This window comes from Candidatus Tisiphia endosymbiont of Neophilaenus lineatus, assembly GCF_964264975.1.
Taxonomy (GTDB): Bacteria; Pseudomonadota; Alphaproteobacteria; order Rickettsiales; family Rickettsiaceae; genus Tisiphia.
In genome coordinates this window covers 667,477-690,338 of sequence record NZ_OZ183649.1, presented here as the reverse complement: position 1 = coordinate 690,338, position 22,862 = coordinate 667,477, and the positions used below count along the sequence as shown (strand labels likewise).

General features: G+C 31.9%; 25 protein-coding genes. 8 read left to right on the top strand and 17 right to left on the bottom strand.

From position 1 onward, the window contains the following. Positions 1-46 precede the first annotated feature (46 nt). A complete protein-coding gene (locus ACFE3K_RS04150; RefSeq protein WP_341747284.1) occupies positions 47-274 on the top strand; it encodes a hypothetical protein in 228 nt (75 codons plus the stop codon). A gap of 38 nt (positions 275-312) precedes the next feature. Here ACFE3K_RS04150 and ACFE3K_RS04145 read toward each other — a convergent pair whose 3' ends face one another. The 9 genes from ACFE3K_RS04145 to ACFE3K_RS04105 form a co-directional block, all read right to left on the bottom strand. Beyond that, entirely contained in the window at positions 313-1,248 is a 936-nt protein-coding gene (locus tag ACFE3K_RS04145) for a lipid A biosynthesis lauroyl acyltransferase (RefSeq protein ID WP_375358367.1), read from the bottom strand. Beyond that, on the bottom strand, positions 1,232-2,194 hold the full coding sequence (gene lpxK / locus ACFE3K_RS04140; RefSeq protein WP_375358366.1) for a tetraacyldisaccharide 4'-kinase: 963 nt from the start codon (positions 2,192-2,194) through the stop codon (positions 1,232-1,234). Before lpxK ends, ACFE3K_RS04145 begins: the two co-directional genes overlap by 17 nt. Before the next feature lie 4 nt (positions 2,195-2,198). Further along, a complete protein-coding gene (locus ACFE3K_RS04135) occupies positions 2,199-2,516 on the bottom strand; it encodes a DMT family transporter (protein WP_375358365.1) in 318 nt (105 codons plus the stop codon). 4 nt (positions 2,517-2,520) lie between these two features. Continuing rightward, a complete protein-coding gene (locus tag ACFE3K_RS04130; protein ID WP_375358364.1) occupies positions 2,521-3,546 on the bottom strand; it encodes an RP853 family protein in 1,026 nt (341 codons plus the stop codon). Positions 3,547-3,598: 52 nt separating this feature from the next. Beyond that, complete coding sequence (locus ACFE3K_RS04125) at positions 3,599-3,991, bottom strand: hypothetical protein (RefSeq protein WP_375358363.1); 393 nt, start codon at positions 3,989-3,991, stop codon at positions 3,599-3,601. Positions 3,992-4,046: 55 nt separating this feature from the next. Further along, complete coding sequence (locus tag ACFE3K_RS04120; RefSeq protein WP_375358362.1) at positions 4,047-5,057, bottom strand: hypothetical protein; 1,011 nt, start codon at positions 5,055-5,057, stop codon at positions 4,047-4,049. 66 nt (positions 5,058-5,123) lie between these two features. Continuing rightward, positions 5,124-5,765 carry a hypothetical protein gene (locus ACFE3K_RS04115; RefSeq protein ID WP_341755088.1) on the bottom strand — a complete coding sequence of 214 codons (642 nt, stop codon included), beginning with the start codon at positions 5,763-5,765 and terminating at the stop codon, positions 5,124-5,126. Between the two features lie 27 nt (positions 5,766-5,792). After that, positions 5,793-7,322: a hypothetical protein gene (locus ACFE3K_RS04110; protein ID WP_375358361.1), complete on the bottom strand. Its 1,530-nt coding sequence runs from the start codon at positions 7,320-7,322 to the stop codon at positions 5,793-5,795. Positions 7,323-7,524: 202 nt separating this feature from the next. Beyond that, positions 7,525-8,202, bottom strand: a complete 678-nt coding sequence (locus tag ACFE3K_RS04105) for an IS6 family transposase (RefSeq protein WP_375358360.1) — start codon at positions 8,200-8,202, stop codon at positions 7,525-7,527. Positions 8,203-8,556: 354 nt separating this feature from the next. On the opposite strand from ACFE3K_RS04105, the gene ACFE3K_RS04100 reads away from it, so the two are divergent. Continuing rightward, positions 8,557-9,057 carry a helix-turn-helix domain-containing protein gene (locus ACFE3K_RS04100; protein ID WP_375358359.1) on the top strand — a complete coding sequence of 167 codons (501 nt, stop codon included), beginning with the start codon at positions 8,557-8,559 and terminating at the stop codon, positions 9,055-9,057. After that, positions 9,051-9,617, top strand: coding sequence for an IS630 family transposase (locus tag ACFE3K_RS04095; RefSeq protein ID WP_375358358.1), 567 nt, complete (start codon positions 9,051-9,053; stop codon positions 9,615-9,617). The genes ACFE3K_RS04100 and ACFE3K_RS04095 overlap by 7 nt, the downstream gene beginning before the upstream one ends. 172 nt (positions 9,618-9,789) lie before the next feature. On the opposite strand, the gene ACFE3K_RS04090 is transcribed toward ACFE3K_RS04095, so the two are convergent. Then, a complete protein-coding gene (locus ACFE3K_RS04090) occupies positions 9,790-10,377 on the bottom strand; it encodes a UbiX family flavin prenyltransferase (protein WP_341747929.1) in 588 nt (195 codons plus the stop codon). A gap of 95 nt (positions 10,378-10,472) precedes the next feature. Between ACFE3K_RS04090 and ACFE3K_RS04085 the strand changes: the two genes are divergently transcribed. Further along, on the top strand, positions 10,473-10,661 hold the full coding sequence (locus ACFE3K_RS04085) for a DUF465 domain-containing protein (RefSeq protein ID WP_375358357.1): 189 nt from the start codon (positions 10,473-10,475) through the stop codon (positions 10,659-10,661). Beyond that, positions 10,645-11,274 carry a guanylate kinase gene (gene gmk / locus ACFE3K_RS04080; protein ID WP_375358356.1) on the top strand — a complete coding sequence of 210 codons (630 nt, stop codon included), beginning with the start codon at positions 10,645-10,647 and terminating at the stop codon, positions 11,272-11,274. The genes ACFE3K_RS04085 and gmk overlap by 17 nt, the downstream gene beginning before the upstream one ends. Before the next feature lie 418 nt (positions 11,275-11,692). Here the strand turns inward: gmk and ACFE3K_RS04075 are convergent, their stop codons facing one another. From ACFE3K_RS04075 to ACFE3K_RS04065, 3 genes are all read right to left on the bottom strand, one after another. Next, positions 11,693-12,358: a bifunctional (p)ppGpp synthetase/guanosine-3',5'-bis(diphosphate) 3'-pyrophosphohydrolase gene (locus tag ACFE3K_RS04075; protein ID WP_375358355.1), complete on the bottom strand. Its 666-nt coding sequence runs from the start codon at positions 12,356-12,358 to the stop codon at positions 11,693-11,695. 248 nt (positions 12,359-12,606) lie between these two features. Continuing rightward, on the bottom strand, positions 12,607-13,167 hold the full coding sequence (locus tag ACFE3K_RS04070; protein WP_375358354.1) for an IS630 family transposase: 561 nt from the start codon (positions 13,165-13,167) through the stop codon (positions 12,607-12,609). Next, the gene (locus ACFE3K_RS04065) at positions 13,161-13,340 is read right to left on the bottom strand and encodes a helix-turn-helix domain-containing protein (protein ID WP_375359477.1); all 180 of its coding nucleotides are present in this window, start codon (positions 13,338-13,340) and stop codon (positions 13,161-13,163) included. The genes ACFE3K_RS04070 and ACFE3K_RS04065 overlap by 7 nt, the downstream gene beginning before the upstream one ends. Positions 13,341-13,535: 195 nt before the next feature. On the opposite strand from ACFE3K_RS04065, the gene ACFE3K_RS04060 reads away from it, so the two are divergent. Continuing rightward, positions 13,536-14,246 carry an IS6 family transposase gene (locus tag ACFE3K_RS04060; RefSeq protein ID WP_375358353.1) on the top strand — a complete coding sequence of 237 codons (711 nt, stop codon included), beginning with the start codon at positions 13,536-13,538 and terminating at the stop codon, positions 14,244-14,246. 36 nt (positions 14,247-14,282) lie between these two features. Here ACFE3K_RS04060 and ACFE3K_RS04055 read toward each other — a convergent pair whose 3' ends face one another. Together ACFE3K_RS04055 and ACFE3K_RS04050 are read right to left on the bottom strand one after the other, a co-directional pair. Continuing rightward, positions 14,283-14,435 (bottom strand): hypothetical protein, encoded by a 153-nt coding sequence (locus ACFE3K_RS04055; protein WP_375358352.1) that lies wholly within the window; start codon positions 14,433-14,435, stop codon positions 14,283-14,285. A 251-nt stretch (positions 14,436-14,686) separates the two neighbouring features. Next, positions 14,687-14,821: a hypothetical protein gene (locus tag ACFE3K_RS04050; protein ID WP_375358351.1), complete on the bottom strand. Its 135-nt coding sequence runs from the start codon at positions 14,819-14,821 to the stop codon at positions 14,687-14,689. A 131-nt stretch (positions 14,822-14,952) separates the two neighbouring features. Between ACFE3K_RS04050 and ACFE3K_RS04045 the strand changes: the two genes are divergently transcribed. Beyond that, complete coding sequence (locus ACFE3K_RS04045) at positions 14,953-16,800, top strand: sensor histidine kinase NtrY-like (RefSeq protein WP_375358350.1); 1,848 nt, start codon at positions 14,953-14,955, stop codon at positions 16,798-16,800. A 170-nt stretch (positions 16,801-16,970) separates the two neighbouring features. After that, entirely contained in the window at positions 16,971-17,681 is a 711-nt protein-coding gene (locus ACFE3K_RS04040; RefSeq protein WP_375358349.1) for an IS6 family transposase, read from the top strand. Positions 17,682-17,922: 241 nt separating this feature from the next. Here ACFE3K_RS04040 and dnaE read toward each other — a convergent pair whose 3' ends face one another. Continuing rightward, positions 17,923-21,507 (bottom strand): DNA polymerase III subunit alpha, encoded by a 3,585-nt coding sequence (gene dnaE / locus ACFE3K_RS04035; RefSeq protein ID WP_375358348.1) that lies wholly within the window; start codon positions 21,505-21,507, stop codon positions 17,923-17,925. Then, positions 21,497-22,801, bottom strand: coding sequence for a UDP-glucose dehydrogenase family protein (locus tag ACFE3K_RS04030; RefSeq protein WP_375359476.1), 1,305 nt, complete (start codon positions 22,799-22,801; stop codon positions 21,497-21,499). Before ACFE3K_RS04030 ends, dnaE begins: the two co-directional genes overlap by 11 nt. Positions 22,802-22,862 lie beyond the last annotated feature (61 nt).

Sequence of the window (22,862 nt, the reverse complement as noted above, 5' to 3'; positions counted from 1 at the left end):
ATAATGAATAGGAATATTTTACCTACAATCATAGTAAGAGGGTTTTATGCAAAATGATTTTAATGATAAAGATCTAAAACAACTATATAGCAAGATTATGACTATATCAGGTTACATAGTTGCCATGAGATCAGAGTGTATAAGAGAAGCTAAAAAAACTGAAGATGCTCTAAAAATCCTAATCAAGCGTACATATGACATTAGAGGTGGGCTTTGGATATGTTTGATTACTATATGGTTTTTAGCCATACTTTTTTTGCAAAAAAACTTTTAGCCAGTACTTATTAAATTTACATTTTCGGCTACATGTTATTATTTGCAGATTTTGTCATTTGGGGCATAGTTATTATTCTTCCATCTATTATGAAACCAAAACCATTGGCCTGGATTTTCTTTAACCCAATTACCTAAAATTTGGTTAATGGTAAACATTATATTATAACAATCTGTTTTACTATTATTAGTTTTTTGTAATTGTATTGGTGGATGGATAATAGCTTTAAAATAACTGTTATTACTATTAGTCCGAACCACTTGTAATGGTATAATCGGATAGCCGAATTGTAAGGCAATTTTAGCAATTGCGTGAGCAGTCATGGCCGGTCGGTCTAAAAATGGTACTTCAATGCCATTATTCATTTTTTGATCTACAAGCATGCCAATTGCGTATCCTGATTTGATTGCAGATATGAGATCTCTTGCACCCTTTTCTCCTTTTGGAATTAGCTTTATATCACTAGTTTTACGCCTATCATTAATCAGCTTATCAATATAAGGATTATTTAATTTACGATAGATAATAGCAAATTTAGGATAAAATTTATTTATAATTTTAAGTGCAAAATCCCAATTAGCAAAATGCCCCGTAAATAATAAGAAAGGTTGCTGTGATTTCTGAAATTCTATTATATTATCAAGTCCGATTATTTCTACCCTTCTAGATAATTCTTCCTCTGACATATTATTAACATATGGGAATTCTCCTATAAAACTGCTAAAATTATCCCATACTTGATCAATGGTTACTTGAGTCTCCATGCTTAGACCATTTGTCTGATTCTTGCCAAAAATATTTTGAATATTTTCTTTTGCAATTTTATTGACTGGCAATAGAGGACCTATTTTCCTTGCTATATACCGACAAATTTGTACAGATTTGTCGATACCAAATGTTCCTAATATCTTTAGTACTATTAAAACGAAAAAATACTCAAGCAAATACTTAATATTTTTAAAGAATTTTTTCATATATTAAATCTGCTAATAATTTTTGATTATTTAGTAATAAATGTACATCACAACATATTATTGACAAGTTAGTATAACATATTTTTACGTAATCTTTTCTAGTTGTTATTAGAAGAGCATTAGATTTTTCTGATTGTTCTTTTAAATAGTCTAAATCTTCTTCACGATATTGATGATGGTCTGGAAAAATTTTATTACCAACTAACTGTAATCCATAATTTTCTAATGTAGAAAAAAACCGTTCAGGATTACCTATACCACTAAACGCAAAATATCTCTTTGTTTTATCTATGTCTATAGTTGGAACTATTTGGGCTTGAAAAAAGGGAAGCTCCTTATGTAAGAAAAAAGGAGCAACATTACTCGAACCGACAAGAATGACTATATCCGCTTTTTCAATAGCTTGTTTAGGATACTCACGCAAAGGACCGGCTGGAATTAACAATTCGTTGCCAAATAACCTGTCAGCATCAACTGACAGAATAACAATATCCTTATAAAAATTAGGATTCTGCATTGCATCATCTACTATAACCACCTTTGGCTTAATTTTCTGTATAAAAGGCAGTATATATTGAATTTTCTTGCTAGCTATGACTTTACCATATTTTAATAGCATTACTGCTTCATCTCCAACATCTAGTGCTGTATGATGTGGTTCAACTAACAACACCGTTTTCAGTTTACTGCCATAACCTTTAGTAATAATTATAAAATCAATATTAATAGCCTTCAACATTTTCGCAAGGAAGATCACTATTTGAGTTTTACCAGTACCTCCAATGCTTATATTACCGACACAAATTACTTTACAAGGAAATATTATAGGGCGTGCAATTATTTTTCTTAAATAACTAGCAAAAAGATATAACCAACTTAGTGGTAATAATAAATATGCTATAATGTTCTTGGTGTGCCAAAATTTAGGATAAATAAGCCTGATCATAAGTTTAAGACAACTTAAGCCCTATCATAGAAATTATCATAGTCGTAATAAAGAAAACTCGCATGGCAGAGTATGGCTCGTTAAAACACACCATCCCTACTATTACTGTTCCTACAGCTCCGATACCAGTCCACAGAAGATAAGCAGTACCAAGAGGAAGTTTATCTAGAGTTTTACTTAGACAAACAAAACTCAATATAGAAAAAATAATAAAAGCTATAATGGGTTTTACTTTGGTAAAACCCTCTGACAACTTCAGCGATATAGAGAAACCTACCTCAAATAATCCTGCAAATATAAGGAGAATCCAAGTTACTAGCATATTGTTACCTTTGTTTAATTTGTCCTGAAGATTTGCTATTTTTGTTATTTTGTAAAGACTTTTTACTAGGTAAGTTATCCGATAGCTGATCTTTTATTATATTTAATTTGTTAGATTTTAGATTGACTACCGACTTTATTTGACTATCTAATTTTTGCATGGATACATTAGACTCTACTGCTCGCTGTTGAGACAAGAATTCCTTATTATTTTTCCATAAATTAGTTTTTAGAGTAGTAATTTTTTGTTCTTGTGCTCTCATGGATTTATCAGTACTGAGAATCATCCCACCAATTTTCTCGCCGATTTTGGGAGCATATTCTATTGCTAGAATAGAAGCTGGTACTACCATAAAAGCAAATGTGGCACCAGCTGTTGCAACACTGATAGCCCCAACTGCTAAAACAAAAATAGCAGTTATAATTTTGCTGGTTGCTTGTTTAAATATTTCAATTTTCTTATTATGTTTTACTGCAACATTTAATATTCTATTAATTTCTAATCTAGCATTAGTGCTGACTTCCTTTGGGTTTTGATATTTTTTTACCGCACGCATTACCGTTGTACAAAATATTTCTGGTTCAAGCTGTATAAAATTTGTTAATTCATAACTATTCCTTGCTGCCAGTAAATCTTTTAACACTTGTTTTATTACTTTCCTCTCTTCAGAATTTGCCTTAGCAAAATTTGTACTTATTAGTGTATCAATTATTATGTCTTCTGATTTGTTTAGAATATTACCTCTATCTTGATATTCTACTGCATCAGGAGATATTGCTACTGAAAATAACATTAAAACTGTTGAAAAACTATCATCCGTAATAACTTTCTGACCAAGAAAAACTCTTAATTTACCAATACAATTACTTATATGGACATCAATCTCAGGTGTTGATTTAAGTCTAATTTCGTAATCAATAGCTATTATATTAGCAAGTGTTAAACATGCATGTTTTGTTATATTATTAAATAACTCTGCACTTATTCTTTTTTTACATATATAAATGTTTATACTGCTAAAGATGTTCATTAGTCTTTGGCTCTTTATTTTTTAACATGAGAGTGTTTTTTTACAAATGAAGCTATCGTATCCTCAAAAAAATAAATTTTTTATTTAGTAAGTCAATTTGCTTAGTTTTTTCATCTTCTGTTAAGAAAGAATATTTAATACTATTAGACACTATTTCTTTTAGCTTATCATAAGATGGTTTATAGCGAGTGACAAATTGTAAATATTCATCAGTTAAATTATTACGTGACACCCCTGGATCATCAGTAGAAATTGCAATTGGTACTCCATACTGCATATAAAGTCTCACTGGATGATCGTTACCTTGTAATCCTAGTAACGCTTCATTACTAGTCAAATTAATTTCTACAAGTATATTTTTGTTTAATAATGTATTGATTAATTGGTAGGGGTTAGATTCATGCATAATATCGACACCATGTCCTATACGGTTTGCCTCTGCCACATTAACCGCATCATTTCATTAATATGATAACTCAATTCTTCAGGAGTAACTTGGCCTAAAGTAAGCTCTCCCGAGTGCAGCGCGACAATTTTACATTAGGAAATCTTTGTTTTAAGAAACGAAACATTTTCATATGCAACTTATAATCACGTAAAGCAATAGGATGAGCCTCATTACCAACAATGTTAACTCCAACAAATTTGGTATTATTCTTTACCATTAAAAACGCTGAATATAATCCAGAAAATATCAGCGATGGGTTGTTGAAACGTACTACATATGGTTGAAATCGCATACTAAAATCATCATCATCAATATCTTTGGAGTTAGATACGATTTCACGTAAATTTTGAGCGATTTCATTTTGTATAATGCTATCTTTATCTAAAACATCAACAGCCTGACTTAAAACACTATTGATAGTGGCATCATCTGTATTACTTGTTAGTTGATTAACCTTATCAAGTGCAGGATTTTCACTAATTGGGGCTAAGAACAATATAGTTTCAATATATTGGATATTTTCTGATTTAGCTCTTACTTTTAATAAGGTCAAACTACTTTTGACATCAACTGCTTCTATTGGACCTACATATCCAAAAACATTAAAGAAATGTTTTAATCCATCTTCTTGAGTACAGTTATGATCGTAAAAGAATCTACCATATGACCAGCGACTTAAAAGAGCGGTATATAGATCATAATTATCTTGGAGAGCAGTAATACTAAGGCATGTTTTATTTAGTTTATTTGGTTTATTTTTTTGCACGTGATAGCTATTTTTATCTATACAAAAACCAGCCTTATTAATAAGATCTAAATAATTTTCTGCATATATAGCTCCACTAAAATGATGATGAAGCTCCCCTCCTTTGGGTAATAAACTTAAAAACATATTAAGCTCTGCCATATCGTTACTGGATATCAAATTATGGTAATATTGACTAGTAGCGATATAATCTTTTGTTTCTTTTGATGAGGAGTTACTAGCCATCGTCACTTCTGCAATAAAAATAATATTTAAAATAATGATAACTCTTACTAACTTTTTTACAACAATATTCATATACTTCTCTAAGATTTATTAATAGTTTTGTTATAAACAATATACGATAACTACTTGAGATTACAATTACTTATTTGCCGTTATTTCTCTTATACGCATGTTAAGTTTTGTAAATATCATATCAGGTGTTCTTTCTGTTGATAGTTTATAAACAACCTTAGGTTCTAATACATCTTCTTTCTTTATGTCTATAGATAGTACAATAGTATTCTCCGGCATACAAGAATAGATTTCTCTTATAATTGTCAAGAAAGTTGCAAAATCTTTGGTGGCAAATCTTATGTAAACATCATAATTCTTTATCCTTATAGTATCCTGCTTTGTTCCCACCATTGGGTTAATACCACTTAAGAATTCTTGTTTAATTGATATAGTAATAGGCTCATTTAAGTTGTATTTTTTTGAGAAACTATCAATTGTTGTTATTAACCTTGCTCGTTCTAAACAATTTTGTCTAGCAGAAATAGATAATAGTTTTGAATATCTTGCATAAGTTTCTAGTATTTTATGTTTAGAATTTATTATAGAATACAACTTTAACGTTTCTTGAGCTAGAGATTCTTCTATATTTTGATTCTTGGCAATTGATTCCATATAATCTTTATTAATACTTTGCAGCAACCATAAAATAGTAGAAATACACAGACAACACATAATAAACTTAAAGAATATAACATTTTTTAGATGAACAATAAAATTTTTAAGCATCTCTTATCCTTTTTTCTTAAGCATCTCTTATCCTTTTTTCTTAGTAATAATAACCTCAGCAGGTATTACTACTCTATTAGGTAACTCTAATATTTGATCAGTAAATATCGTAAAATTAATATCCATATTGCTAAATATTTTACTAAAATTTACAATTTCTTGTTTTAAGAGCTGAGTAGCATCTTCAACTAGCATATTACTAACGATAAATTTTAATAATATCTCGATTTTTATATACTGATTAGATGATAATAACGTATTATCTAGATCCGACCTTTGCCATTTAATCTCCTCTAGGTGCAGATTAGGTGGTAAATTTGTTAAAAACTTTTCTAACGAGTCAAATGGCGTTGGTACGGGGATTTGCAATAATGCTTCAAATACGTATAAATCAGCTAAATTAGTGGTATTTTGAATATATGGATAGGCTTGCTTAACATTATAATAATCTTGTTCAGCACTAAAATAGTGTGAATTTAAAAGATCCAATTTTCTGTAATTTGCTACGGTTTTAATTTTGATAACACATGCAGCAAATATCAATACTATTATTATAGTGATAAATGGTTTGAAAATTAAAGAACTGATAATATTGAGTTTAGCTATGGATTCTAAATATTTGTTAGAGGCTAGAAAGCTTTTTTGTTCATTAAATAACTTGACAACCATTGCATCTGAAAATTTGCTATTATCACCTAATACACTGCTAGACTTACATATTACTGGATGTTCACCAAAACTGGATTGTTCTAATAACAACTTTAGACTTTGGTCTACTATAAGAATTATACAAACTTTAAGGGTTAAACTATCAATATAGCTTTTACAAGATATCAAACAATCTTCCACTTCTTGTTCAATTATACCTTGAATATATAAGGCTGACTTATCAGCTGGATAATCAAATGTTTGAATTGAGATTATATTACCTTGATGTTTAACAACAAGTTTAATACCATTTGTACTTAAAATACATACAAAAATTTGTAAATATTCACTATACTTATTATTTTCAACATTTTTTACAATTTTATCTATAATTGTTTTCCATTCCAAAGCTAAAAAATAAATCCCACCAAACTTTTTCCTCTTACTTGCCAAAAGATTCTCAAGTAACTTACTTAAAGGTGGGGTATAAGGAGTAGATACCAGCAAGGTATTCCACACCTCACTATATTTGGTATTTATGTTATAGACATTGTAAGCAACTATATCATCTATAGAAAAATACTCCTCTATAAACTTTTCTACAGGATTGGTTTTTACTATTGAATGTAGTACAGGTACTATATCATGGCGTACTTCACATGCAGAACCGTTTAATAAGAAGAAAACGTAATAGTTTTTGAATTTACCAAAAAATTCTTTATAGGAGTCTAAATTATCTTGGTTTTCAGCAGGAACAAATAAAGTATCCACAATTTTATCGTGTATTAAAGCACAAAGAAATGTACCTTTATCGCCTATTAAAATAATAATATTTCTTTTATATAAAAAATATACAACCAATTTATGTAGTTTTTTTAGTAAAACTTGTAGTTTAGGTAGTTTGGACATGTTAATCATGTAACTAATACTTAGACTTAAATATTTAAACATAGACTATTATAACAGCAATTATCTTGCCACTAAGCAGATTTAGTATTTTTTTATGATTTATCTATAAAAAAATACGGCACCGTCAAGTTAAGTAAAATAGTATCAAAAAGAGCTATATTTTTAGATTTCAGGCAGCAAGAAGTCTTTGAGTGGCTTCGTCTCAAATGGATTTAGCTGATGCAAATGCAATTCTTTGCTCAATTGCTGTTTTACTATATCTTCCAACATTTACGGCAAATATATTTCTGACTTTTCCCATCAGTGATAATTTACAGTGGGCTGAATTAGGATGCTTAAATTTAATTAATATCTTCTCGTTGCGCCTAGTTGGTTGATGAGCATTCTCAACACGATTATTTAGTCTTTTATGAGTGCGATGCTCAGTTTTAGGGCACATAAGCTTAATCGGCTTAATGTAACTTCTGAGCTTATCAGTAACAATTACTCTTGGAGCTGGATAATGACCCAATAATTTTGATAAAAAACGAATAGCTGATTTTTTGTTACGACGCTTCTGCAGTAATACTTCTAATTCATGCCCCTCAGAGTCAACAGCTCTCCATAATATCAATACCTCGCCTTTAATCTTAATATTCATCTCATCTAAATGCCATTTATCAGTTGGTTTCCTCTCTCGCTTTCTGATAACATCTTGAAAATAAACCGCAAATTTATTGCACCAAAATCTTACTGTCTCATGACTTAAAATAATACCTCGATAGGCCATCTGTTCTTGTACATCTCTGTAACTATTATTGAATCGATGATATAACCATACTGCATGGCTAATAATGCTTACTGGAAAACGATGTCTCTTTGGGGATTGAATAATACACATAGCACTGAAATTTAGGTAACAATTGTCACTGATAATCTATAAATTATTCCCTACATTTGCTCAATACTTAATTTACATTTCTCTTAACTTGACGGTGCCCTTCAAAGCATAAGATTGTACTTTTTTATCATCCTTTCTACTGAATTATCTAGCACAAGTTCTTGATAATTAGAAGCAAATTCTATCCATCGTAATTCGTTTGATTCAGAATTTTTTATAAAATAGTCGTTGCAAACGGTTTTTAATAAAAATCTCACATCATAATGATAATGTTCTTGGTCTATAGAATTATACCAATTGCAATAATTAACGCAGTGGTCTAAGATGGGTTTTTAACTGATAAAAGGTACTCAAATGGCTAGGTTAATATTACCACAAGGTTTTCATGGTCATGATTTTATAAAAATGATGAAACATGAGCCGCATGGTCGAAATCGTATACGTTTATTGGCGATGTATCACCTTCAATTAGGCAAATCTTTTAAAGCCATATCTGAAATAGTGAAGTCACACTGGAAAACCGTGCAATCATCGCTCAGAAGATTTAGGAATCATGGTTTTGAAGGATTATTTGAATCACAAAGAAGCGGTGCCCCTAGGAAGATTAACACTATACAAGAATCTGCTCTTTTTGATAAAATCAATACGCTCAGTAAAAGTAAAACTGGTGGGTATATAACTGGAAAAGAGCTACATATCATGTTAGTTGAGGAATATGGTGCTAAATGTGCTTTAAAAACAGTCTACAATACTATGCACCGCCTTGGTTTTAGCTGGATTACTTCTCGTTCAATGCATCCAAAATCAAATCAAGAGACTCAAAATAGATATAAAAAAACTTTCCAGACATGTTAACAAAATTATTACCAAAAAATATCGATAGATGTAAAGTTGATATATGGTCTCAGGATGAAACTAGAGTTGGGCAACAAGGTAGCTTAACTCGTATATGGGCTAAGCGTGGCACTAGACCCCGTAAAGTTCGGCAACAGCAATTTATTTCAACATATATTTACGGAGCTGCTTGCCATGAGACAGGAGAAGCTTGTGCATTAATTTTACCATATGCAAACACACAGGCAATGAATAAATTCTTAGAAGAGCTTTCTCGCAGTATTCAAGGCAACCGACATATAGCTTTACTAACGGATAATGCAGGTTGGCACACAGCCAAAAAACTAACTGTGCCAAGCAATATCACTTTGATACCGCTTCCGCCCTATGCACCGGAACTTAATGCAATGGAACAAGTTTGGGAATGGATTAAAAATCATTTCTTGTCTAACCAATGTTATGGTGTATATGAAGATATCGTTACTATGGCTTGTTACGCTTGGAATCAACTTGCTCATAATGTAGATTTAGTAAAATCAATTATGTATAGAGATTATCTATGGATAAATACACCGTGTTAATTATTGCAATTGGTATAAAACAGCAATTGAGCAAAGCATTGCATTTGCATCAGCTAAATCCATTTTGGACGAAGCCACTCAAAGACTTCTTGCTGCCTGAAATCTAAAAATATAGCTCTTTTTGATACTATTTTACTTAACTTGACGGTGCCTTTTCAAGCACTAATAGATTTTAAATTTTTGTAGGCATACCATCCCAACGTTTTATTAAATCAGTATTAATATCAAAAATATCAAGAACCCGCGAAATTGAATAATTTATCATGTCATCCAAGGTTTTAGGTAAACTATAAAAAGCAGGTACTGGAGGTGCAATTATCCCACCATAATTCGTTACTTTTAACATATTTTCTAAATGACCTAGATGTAAAGGAGTCTCTCTTATCATCAACACCAGTTTTCTTCGTTCTTTTAGTGTAACCCCTGCTGCTCTACTGATTAAATTATTCTCAATACTGCCAGCAATTGATGCAAGAGTTCTCATGCTACATGGAGCTATGAGCATACCAAATGTCCTAAAAGCACCGCAAGAAACCCTAGCACCAATATCAGAAAGATTGTAACAGTAATCTGCTAGATCTTTTACTTGTTCTATGGAATAATTCGTCTCATGTAATATGGTAAGATGAGCAGATTTTGAAATAATTAGATGACTCTCAATATTTATCTGCCTCAGAATCTCAAGTAACCTTATACCATATATTGCTCCAGAAGCTCCAGAGATTGCCACAAGCAATTTTTTTTTATTATCGCTAGTCATAGCTATATTTTTTCCTTTCAAAGTGTATTTGCTTATATTAAAATGATGCTTGGTTTACAAAAAACCAAGCTTTTAACTGATTATGGAGTTTGCAGATGAGTCTCATGAGCCACATACAAAGTTTACAAAAAAAACATAATGATTTAGAAAGACTAATAAATACCGGATTTTTGCATTTGCAAGATAATACTAAAGTCAGGCAGTTAAAGAAACAAAAATTAATATTAAAAGATAAAATTCTATTGCTATATAAAGGTTTCACCAAGAATGCTACTATCTCTTAGAAGTAAAGGATTAGCTATTATTTTGTCTTCGCCCTCGGCTACTGGTAAATCTAGCTTAGCTAAAGCAGTTTTAAAAATCGACAGGAATCTTAGATTATCCATTTCTGCAACTACTAGAAGGCCAAGAACAGATGAAGTTGATGGAGTAAGTTACTATTTCAAGACCAAAGAGGAATTTAATAAATTAATTGAGCAAGATGCATTGCTTGAATATGCAAATATTTACAATAATTATTATGGAACACCTAAAAAAGTTGTAGAAGACTTACTAAGTCAAGGGTTAGATGTTTTGTTTGATATAGATTGGCAAGGTACAAAGCTAATAAAAAAAACCTTGCAAAATGTAATTACAATTTTTATTTTGCCACCGAGTCTTAGTATTTTGCAACAACGAGTTAAAAATAGAGGGCAAGATAGTAAAGAATCAATAAAGTTGCGTGTGAAATTGGCTACTAAAGAAGTGTATTATGCCAAACAATATGATTACGTGGTTATTAACGATGATTTTGATACCACTCTTGAAACAATATATTCTATAATCACTGCTGAGCGATCGAAAAGAATAAGACTTGATTTAGGCAAGTTTTATAATGATTGGCATGACCAACTCTGATGTTATCCCACAACTGTTGAAAGTTTATAAATACCTATATACTCGGTGAACTTCAAGAATTGGCGTTGTCGTGTCTAAAGATCTCCGCTGCTCACGTACTAATGTACGCTCCGTTGCTCGACTTTGACACTCCTAGCTCTTCTTGAAGTTATACTATCGTCTACCAACTCTTCATTTACGAGCAGTATACCACAGCGTCTATTAGCGAGCGTAAGCGAAGCAATCTGGGAAACAACCTATAGATAAATTATGTTACTGGATTGCTCCGTCGGTCTTACAACCCTCCTTGCTAATAGACGTATAGAGAAGATGTATTTATTTACTAACTTTCGACAGTTATGGACGTTATTCTAGATAGTAGAGTTTACTATTACCCACAAATATTTATAGGGTTAGCCAACCGCCAACCTTGGATTAGTTAGACAAAATTTCTCTCTAACGGTTCTACATTATTTATTTTTTTTATAAATTGCTCTTGTATTGTTTGCAAGTTATCTTGAAAATTATCCCAAAAATTTTTAATTTCTTGTTCGTAAGCAACCAGTTCAGACATAGTCCAATTAAATTGTTCAAAAAGTTTATATAAATTATTTAGTCCGATGTGCAGAACAATTATATTAAGTAATTCTGGAGAAAATAATTTTTTTATCCTTGCTTCTTGTGCTTCTTTATATTCACCATGATTAGCGATGCCAAACTCTGCTATATCATGCATTTGACTAGTCCGTACTTGTATTTCCACATTACGTCTAGATATACCAATAGTAGTCACAATATGCAAGGAACTATAGCCATTATCTTTGGGATTAACAATATAGTCTTTATATTTTTCATGCTTACTAGGATATATATCATTAATAATATCCAGTACTTTATAACAGTCTTCTAGCGTATCAACTATAATTCTAAAAGCAATGAGGTCAGTTAATTGATAAAAACCAATACCTTTTCTTACCAATTTCTTTACGATAGAATAAGGGTCTTTTAATCTGCAAGATATCTTCGCTACTATAGAATTCTCTTGCAATTTAGTACTAATAATATCAGTGATATTGTGTAAATTATCAACATCCTCGTATAACATAAAATGCACACTGTTACTTTAATTATTAATTTAGATTATTATATAGTACTTTACTATCAAGAATTCGCAAGTATTTACGAAGGCAATTCTTCAAAAGCATCGAATATACCTGTAATATTAATAAAAACTATTACCCTGTCAAGATCAAATTATTAATTTATAAATAAGACAGATTTTCCAAATGATATAATTTGTTAAACAAGTTTTATATCGCATTAAGATTAATGTACTTATACCAATTGCAATAATTAACACGGTGTATTTATCCAATCTCTATACATAATTGATTTTACTAAATCTACATTATGAGCAAGTTGATTCCAAGCGTAACAAGCCATAGTAACGATATCTTCATATACACCATAACATTGGTTAGACAAGAAATGATTTTTAATCCATTCCCAAACTTGTTCCATTGCATTAAGTTCCGGTGCATAGGGCGGAAGCGGTATCAAAGTGATATTGCTTGGCACAGTTAGTTTTTTGGCTGTGTGCCAACCTGCATTATCCGTTAGTAAAGCTATATGTCGGTTGCCTTGAATACTGCGAGAAAGCTCTTCTAAGAATTTATTCATTGCCTGTGTGTTTGCATATGGTAAAATTAATGCACAAGCTTCTCCTGTCTCATGGCAAGCAGCTCCGTAAATATATGTTGAAATAAATTGCTGTTGCCGAACTTTACGGGGTCTAGTGCCACGCTTAGCCCATATACGAGTTAAGATACCTTGTTGCCCAACTCTAGTTTCATCCTGAGACCATATATCAACTTTACATCTATCGATATTTTGTGCTAATAATTTTGTTAACATGTCTGGAAAGTTTTTTTATATCTATTTTGAGTCTCTTGATTTGATTTTGGATGCATTGAACGAGAAGTAATCCAGCTCAAACCAAGGCGGTGCATAGTATTGTAGACTGTTTTTAAAGCACATTTAGCACCATATTCCTCAACTAACATGATATGTAGCTCCTTTCCAGTTATATACCCACCAGTTTTACTTTCACTGAGCGTATTGATTTTATCAAAAATAGCAGACTCTTGTATACTGTTAATCTTCCTAGGGGCACCGCTTCTTTGGGCACCGTTAAGTTAAGAGAAATGTAAATTAAGTATTGAGCAAATGTAGGGAATAATTTATAGATTATCAGTGACAATTGTTACCTAAATTTCAGTGCTATGTGTATTATTCAATCCCCAAAGAGACATCGTTTTCCAGTAATCATTATTAGCCATGCAGTATGGTTATATCATCGAGTCAATAATAGTTACAGAGATGTACAAGAACAGATGGCCTATCGAGGTATTATTTTAAGTCATGAGACAGTAAGATTTTGGTGCAATAAATTTGCGGTTTATTTTCAAGATGTTATCAGAAAGCGAGAGAGGAAACCAACTGATAAATGGCATTTAGATGAGATGAATATTAAGATTAAAGTCGAGGTATTGATATTATGGAGAGCTGTTGACTCTGAGGGGCATGAATTAGAAGTATTACTGCAGAAGCGTCGTAACAAAAAATCAGCTATTCGTTTTTTATCAAAATTATTGGGTCATTATCCAGCTCCAAGAGTAATTGTTACTGATAAGCTCAGAAGTTACATTAAGCCGATTAAGCTTATGTGCCCTAAAACTGAGCATCGCACTCATAAAAGACTAAATAATCGTGTTGAGAATGCTCATCAACCAACTAGGCGCAACGAGAAGATATTAATTAAATTTAAGCATCCTAATTCAGCCCACTGTAAATTATCACTGATGGGAAAAGTCAGAAATATATTTGCCGTAAATGTTGGAAGATATAGTAAAACAGCAATTGAGCAAAGAATTGCATTTGCATCAGCTAAATCCATTTGGGACGAAGCCACTCAAAGACTTCTTGCTGCCTGAAATCTAAAAATATAGCTCTTTTTGATACTATTTTACTTAACTTGACGGTGCCCTTCTGAGCCATGATTGCACAGTTTTCCAGTGTGACTTCACTATTTCAGATATGGCTTTAAAAGATTTGCCTAATTGAAGGTGATACATCGCCAATAAACGTATACGATTTCGACCATGCGGCTCATGTTTTATCATTTTTATAAAATCATGACCTTCAAAACCTTGCGGTAATATTAACCTAGCTATTTGAGTACCTATTTATCAGTTAAAAACCCATTTTATAACACCGTGTTCATTATTGCAATTAGTATAATACACATAGCACTGAAATTTAGGTAACAATTGTCACTGATAATCTATAAATTATTCCCTACATTTGCTCAATACTTAATTTACATTTCTCTTAACTTGACGGTGCCAAAAATATAGCTCTTTTTGATACTATTTTACTTAACTTGACGGTGCCATATTGCTTCAATAAAATGTCTCATTTTTTCTTCATTCTTGTTGTGTATACCATTTCTTTCCTTAAAAAATGATGAAATTACTTCCCATGCTTGTTCTTCTATGTAATACTTCATATTGGTAGTTCCTTTTTTTGATAACTAGAAACTACCATTTCTTCTTACTATGGCAACTTTTTATTCCTCTTGCCTAACTATAATTTTTGTCAACAGAACCTAGCATACTCAAATGATTTTGAATAATAAAAATGTTGAATTACTTTTATCGAGATCTTAAAAAATATTGTAGTAGCGGTAAATTAATATTTGTTCTAATAATTGTAGCCATTATATTGGCTTGCTCGACTTATTATGTGATTTCAATTGAGTCGAAATCTCTTGGTCCAGACCCAAGTAGAGTTATAGGGCTTATATTAGTAGATCTTGCTGTATTCTTACTTTTAGGCATTTTATTAGCTCGTAAATTTTTACGAGATTTTATTGATAAAGGTGAAAGGGAGACGTCTTCGAAATTACAAAATCGTATCATTATTGCCTTTAGCTTAATTGCTACAATCCCAACCATTATTGTTTCAGTCTTTTCAGCATATTTTTTTAATTTTGGCATTCAATCTTGGTTCGATAAAAAGATTTCTGCTGTGCTTGATCAGTCGATAATAGTCGCAGAATCTTATATAGACGAACATAAACTGCAGTTACGAGAAACAGCATTATCTGTCGCTGATGATTTAACTGAGATGTATTATAATCTAATACATAATCCCCTTTCATTTAATGAAGCATTAAATACTGAAGTTGAGATGCGTTCTCTTGATGAAGCTATAGTTTTTCATAGACCTACTAATACTGTTATTGCTAATACATTCTTAAGTTTCGCAATTTCATTTGCTACTATTCCAGCTCATTTAATGAAAAGAGCTGAGCTAGGAGAAATTGTTGAAATAAAATCTGATCCTAAAAAGATTCGAATGCTTACAAAACTTAAAGATCATAATGATATATATTTGTTGGTAGGTAGATTGATTGATGCTAAAATTATTGATCATATTGATAAAACTAACGGTGCAGCTGAAGAATATTATCGTCTTAAAAAACATATATCCAGTATGCAGATCAAATTTTCTATAGTATTTATTTTTATTGCTTTATTACTGCTATTAGCTGCAATAAGCTGGGGAATGATTTTTGCTACAAAGATAGTAAAGCCTATTCGGAAATTAGTGATTGCTACTGAAAAGGTTAAAAATGGTGACTTAACTATTCAAGTACCAGAAGACCTTGTTAATAAAGATGAAATAAGCGTTTTATCCTCAGCTTTTAATAGGATGATTAAACAAATTGACCATCAACAAAGAGATCTAGTTATAGCTCAGCGTGCACTTGCTTGGTCTGACGTAGCAAGGAAAGTAGCTCACGAGATTAAGAATCCTTTGACACCTATTCATCTTGCCTCCGAAAGATTACTTAGGAAATTTAGTAATCAAGTTGAAGATAAGACAGAGTTCAACAAATACATACAGATGATTGTACGTCATACTGACGATATTAAGAAAATTGTCTCTGAATTTGTTAATTTTGCAAGACTACCAGCCCCAATATTTATGGATTGTGATATAGTAATTCTTATAAAGAATATGGTTGAATCACGAAAATTAATTAATGATAAAATATTATATAAATTCATCACAACTGATCAACACATAGATTTTATCTGTGATACAACTCAAATTAATCAGATTATGGTTAATTTATTAAAAAATGCCGAAGAATCTATAGGACTTACTAGATTTCAACAAGGTGTTATTGCTGTTTCTATAACCAAGTCTAACCATCAGATCAGTATTACAATAAATGACAATGGAGTAGGATTCCAAGCAAATTTAATTGATAGGGCTACAGAACCCTATATAACAACTAGATCTAAAGGAACTGGTTTAGGACTAGCCATTATCAAAAAAATAGCACAAGATCATTGTGCAACACTAGAGTTAGCAAACAAGTACGAGGGGGGAGCGATTGTCAACATAACATTCAACCTTGATGAATTAAAATTAAAGATCAATAATTCGAAGTCGATAAATCACATTTTCACTTAATATTCTTTCCTTACTTTACCTCTTTCTTGGCGACTCTCTTATATTTAAAGTCATGCTTTATAACAATATACGGCACCGTCAAGTTAAGAGAAATGTAAATTAAGTATTGAGCAAATGTAGGGAATAATTTATAGATTATCAGTGACAATTGTTACCTAAATTTCAGTGCTATGTGTATTATTCAATCCCCAAAGAGACATCGTTTTCCAGTAATCATTATTAGCCATGCAGTATGGTTATATCATCGATTCAATAATAGTTACAGAGATGTACAAGAACAAATGGCCTATCGAGGTATTATTTTAAGTCATGAGACAGTAAGATTTTGGTGCAATAAATTTGCGGTTTATTTTCAAGATGTTATCAGAAAGCGAGAGAGGAAACCAACTGATAAATGGCATTTAGATGAGATGAATATTAAGATTAAAGGCGAGGTATTGATATTATGGAGAGCTGTTGACTCTGAGGGGCATGAATTAGAAGTATTACTGCAGAAGCATCGTAATAAAAAATCAGCTATTCGTTTTTTATCAAAATTATTGGGTCATTATCCAGCTCCAAGAGTAATTGTTACTGATAAGCTCAGAAGTTACATTAAGCCGATTAAGCTTATGTGCCCTAAAACTGAGCATCGCACTCATAAAAGACTAAATAATCGTGTTGAGAATGCTCATCAACCAACTAGACACAACGAGAAGATATTAATTAAATTTAAGCATCCTAATTCAGCCCACTGTAAATTATCACTGATGGGAAAAGTCAGAAATATATTTGCCGTAAATGTTGGAAGATATAGTAAAACAGCAATTGAGCAAAGAATTGCATTTGCATCAGCTAAATCCATTTGGGACGAAGCCACTCAAAGACTTCTTGCTGCCTGAAATCTAAAAATATAGCTCTTTTTGATACTATTTTACTTAACTTGACGGTGCCCCTTACAATAGCACTTCGCTAATAGACGATTTTTTAACTTTTTTCATCATTCAATATGTGATTTTAATAATTAAAATCACATATTGAATGGAGTATTATATTTTAACAATCAGTTGGGCAGCCGCTTCAAACCTGATTGTTTCTATATATAATACTGAATTCGATGTAACTTGTTACATCGAATTCAGGTTAACTAGAACCTAACATAAACCGATTTAAAAATTCAAAATCTTCAGTTTCTAGACATAAAATTTCTGGTAAATGGACTCGAGCAGTAAAGTTATTATTTATATACCTTTTGCCTTTCAAGTGTTGGCGTTGTGGCACGATGGAACTTCGCGTAGGAACAACGATTTGACTACGCCTAGTCCGCTCACCACTTGTACACCTAGCCAACTCTTGCAATTCATCTTGTATACTCACTTTAAGCAGTAAAATTATTCTTGTATTACTACGTTCAGGGCTAATACGGTTTTTAAGCAAATCAACGATTTGACATAGTTCATAATGATTTTGTGGATAGAGTTTTATCTCTAGTCGTTCTTCATTCATTATATCGTCAATAGTTGTGAAACTTTTAGCGATTAACCTTGTTCCTCCAGCATCCTTAAACAAATCACAGTTTGTCACAACTAGACATTGAATGTCAAGTAAGTGAACAAAATTTTTAAGTATTTCTTCACTATAAATAGTTAATTCGAAAATACCAAACTGATCAGATAGTTGTAAGGTTATAAACCTTCCACGAGATGACATACGTGAATCTTTTTTTTGTATTACCCCAGCTATCCTTATCTGCCTATTAGAAGTAGCACCACTATTATTTTGTAAGTCAAGTGATGTTGCAATATTAAGCCTAGCTAGCAAATCTTGATATCTTGATAATGGATGTAGCGTAATGAATAGTCCTAATACTTCAAATTCATAAGAAGAGACAGTATTATTATCAAGTGGTTCTGCTTCAATTAACACTTGTTGACTTGCAGAATTTACCTTAATCAGGCTAAATTGATCAGAAACTTTTTCTGCATGATAGGAAGAGGCGTAAGCTAAAAGTTTAGCGATACTTAACAGTAACTGATTACGATTAGAATGTAACGTATCAAAACACCCGGCTTTAATAAGATTCTCTAATAATTTTCGATTAATAGATTTAAGCGATAGCCTCTCAATAAAATCTATAATATTTTTAAACTTACCATTTTTAACTCTTTCTTCTGCTAATATTTTGCCAAAAGTAGCTGTGACACTTTTGATAGCACCTAGGGCATAGATGATAAATGTCTTTCCTTCTTCATGAGTAGTACTAAAATAACCAGTGGAAAGATTGATATTAGGAGGAATAATAGTAATGTTGTTATTTCTAGCTTCTTGCATGAATAGATTGATTTTATCATGATTATTTAATTCAAGATTTAAACAAGCTACCAAAAATTCGGCTGGGAAATTTGCTTTCAGATAGGCGGTTTGATAAGATATTACACCATAAGCTGAGGCGTGTGCTTTATTAAAACCATAGCTAGCAAATTTAGCCACTGTTGTAAAAATAGACTCTGCTTGTTGGCGTGAAATATTGTTAGCTATTGCACCTTTAATAAAAGTTTCTTCTTGCTCTGCCATTTCAGATTTTATTTTTTTGCCCATGGCTTTACGAAGTAAATCTGCTCCACCTAAGCTATAGCCGGCAATTACTTTGGCAATTTCTAAGACCTGTTCCTGATATATAACAACTCCATAAGTCTCTTCTAAAATTGGTTTAAGCATCTCATGCAAGTAATCTGGTAGCTGCAAACCGTGCTTACAAGCAATATAAGTTGGGATATTATCCATAGGACCAGGGCGGTATAATGCTCCTAACGCTATTATATCTTGGATAGAGTCAGGTTTAAGACGTCTTAAAGCATCCTGCATTCCACTACTTTCAAACTGGAAAACACCGGTAGCTCTGCCACTACACAGCAGTTCATAAGTTTTTTGATCATCAAATAGCATATTAGTAAAATCAATATTTATGTCTTGCTGTTTTAATAATTCTAGACATTTAGTAATAATAGTCAGAGTTTGCAGACCTAAAAAATCAAATTTAATTAAACCAGCAATCTCAGCATATTTCATGGAATATTGTACTACCAACATATCCGAATTTAGGTCTTTATAAACTGGTAATATTTCTACTAAATCTTTGCCAGCTATAACGATTCCCGCTGCATGTGTAGAAGCATGCCTGTTAAGTCCCTCAAGCACTAAGGATGTATCCAATACTTGTCTTATTAGCTCCTCTTGACCATCTAAATTATATAGACCACTGCCATGGGCGGCGTTGTTCAACTCCTTTACTTCCTTTATAGCCTGATTTAATGTAACGGGAGTAACAGCATTAAATGGCACCAGCTCAGTTAGATATTCGGCATATTTATAAGGCAAGCCAAGAACTCGTGATACATCTTTGATAACAGCTTTTGCCTGCATCTTACCAAAAGTGATGATTTGACCAACTTTATTATCCCCGTATTTAGAACGTACATAATTAATAACTTCTTCTCGCCGTTCTTGACAAAAATCAATATCAAAATCTGGCATTGATATACGTTCAGGATTTAAAAAACGCTCAAATAGTAGACCAAATTTAATAGGATCGAGATCAGTGATAAGAAGACTCCAAGCAACTATTGAACCCGCCCCAGAGCCTCTACCAGGTCCTACCATAATACCTTGCTCTTTACTCCATTTTATGAAGTCAGAGACTATAAGAAAATAGCCAGCAAAATCCATCCGACAAATAATATCTAGTTCGTAATTAAGACGAGTGAGATATTGTTGTTTAATATCTTGCTGTTTATCTATGGCAATATTTTCCCATTTAAATTTTGTATCAAGTCTTGATAGTAATCCTGCTGTGGAGTTTTGCTTAATTAGATCTATTTCATTAATATCTAGACTAGAGAAATTTGGTAACATTGGTGGATTAGCATGTGCCATAAAATGGCATCTTTGGGCTAAATGGACGGTATTTTGTACAGCATCAGGTAAATCACTAAAAAGTTCTAGCATTTCTTTTGGTGATTTAAAATAACAACCAGTACTAACCTTTTTACGATTCTCCTCTTCTTTACTAACACCAGCAGATATACATAATAATACATCATGTGCATCATGCATGTTAACATCGCTAAACAATACTTTGTTGGTAGCAATTAGTGGAATATCAAGGTCATCGGCTATTTTTATATAATTTACTTCTATAGATTGTTCTATTGCTAAATTATGCCGCATAATCTCAAAATAGAAACGATCACCAAAAATGCTTTGTAGCTTAGTGGTCCAAAAAATGGCTAATTCTTCGTTCCCATCAATCAGGCTTTTACCAATTATCCCATCAGTATAAGCGGATAAGATAATAAGCCCTTCATGGTACTTAACTAAATCATCAAAAGTAATATGATTACAAATTTTGCGATCATTTTCAGTGAAACTAGCACTAACTGCTTTTAGTAAATTTTTGTAACCTACCTCATCTTTAGCAATCAGCACCATTTCACCAAAATTATCTTTAGTAAAAGCAACGTTTACAATTGCCCCATTTATAGGTTGTACTCCTGCCCTGCAGCTAGCTAGAGCAAACTCTAGTGAGCCAAATAAGTTACCCTTATCTGCTAAACAAATCGCTGGCATTTTGTATAATTGTGCCAGCTCTACTATACGATCAATTGTTAAAGCACTCTCAAGAAATGAATATGAGCTTTGTACTCTTAAGTGAATAAAATCAAATTTCATATTGTGTACCAATAAGATAATATTTAAACCCAAAAGATTTTAGCATATCTCCGTCAAGAATGTGCCTGAAATCAATAATTATAGGAGATCTAACTTGATGGCGAATAAGTGACCAACCTAAATCTTTAAACTCCAACCATTCAGTTGCCACTACAATTATATCACTATTTTGGCAAGCACTAAGTGCTGAATCGGCAAAAAAAATATTTTTTAGCTCTTTTTTAGCATTATCCATACCTATTGGATCGAAGGCTATAATATTAGCTCCTTTATCAACTAGAATTTTGATGATTTTAATAGAAGGGCTGCTTCTAATATCATCTGTACCAGCCTTAAAAGTAAGACCCAATACGGTAATATTTTTATTAGTCAAATTATCATTTATTATATAATCAATCCTATCCGCCATATCATAAACCCTATGATCATTACTACTTATAACAGAATTAACTATTTGTAAGTTACATTGATAATGACACGCTATTTGTGAAAGTGCTAAGAGATCCTTAGGAAAACATGAGCCACCAAATCCAGGACCAGCATTTAAACATTCTTTACCTATTCTCTTGTCGAGTCCCATAGCAATCGATAGTTCTTTGATATTTGCCCCAGTCCTCTCACATAAATTTGCCATTTCATTAATAAAAGCAATCTTTGTTGCTAAGAAAGCGTTTGAGGCATATTTGGTAAGTTCTGCCGTAACCAAATCAGTACATATAAGAGATATATTCTTTGTAGTCAAAGGCAGGTAGATCTTTTTTAATAAATCTTCTGCGTGTTTATTATTTGTGCCAATTAATATTCTATCAGGGTTTAAAAAGTCATCTACAGCAGTACCTGCTCTAAGAAATTCAGGATTTGAGGCAATAGGAAATTTAAGATTTCTTTTTTTTAAATAATCAATAATTTGGTTACATGTTGTTGGAGGTACAGTTGATTTAATAACAATCAAACAATCATCGTTGATCCATTCACATAAATTATCGATAGCAGTAAAAATATATTGTAAATCTGCCTCCCCTGAAGGTAGTGGTGGTGTTCCTACTGTAATAAATACCGCTTGGGCATTTCTTAATTCAGCCGAGTAATTGGCTGTAAACTTCAACTTACTAGACTTTACTAATGGCGGTAGGTACTGAGCTAATTTTGGTTCATAAATTGGTAAAATATTTTTTTTAAGCTGATCGATTTTAGAAATATCGGTATCTAAGCAAGTAACGTCGTGTCCTAAGTAACTCATCATTACGCCAGATACTAATCCAACGTAACCAGTACCTATAAAATGAAGTCTAATATTCATAAATAATTTTCAAATTTTTTTCAGTATATACTTAGTGCAACAAGTTTGTTGTGCT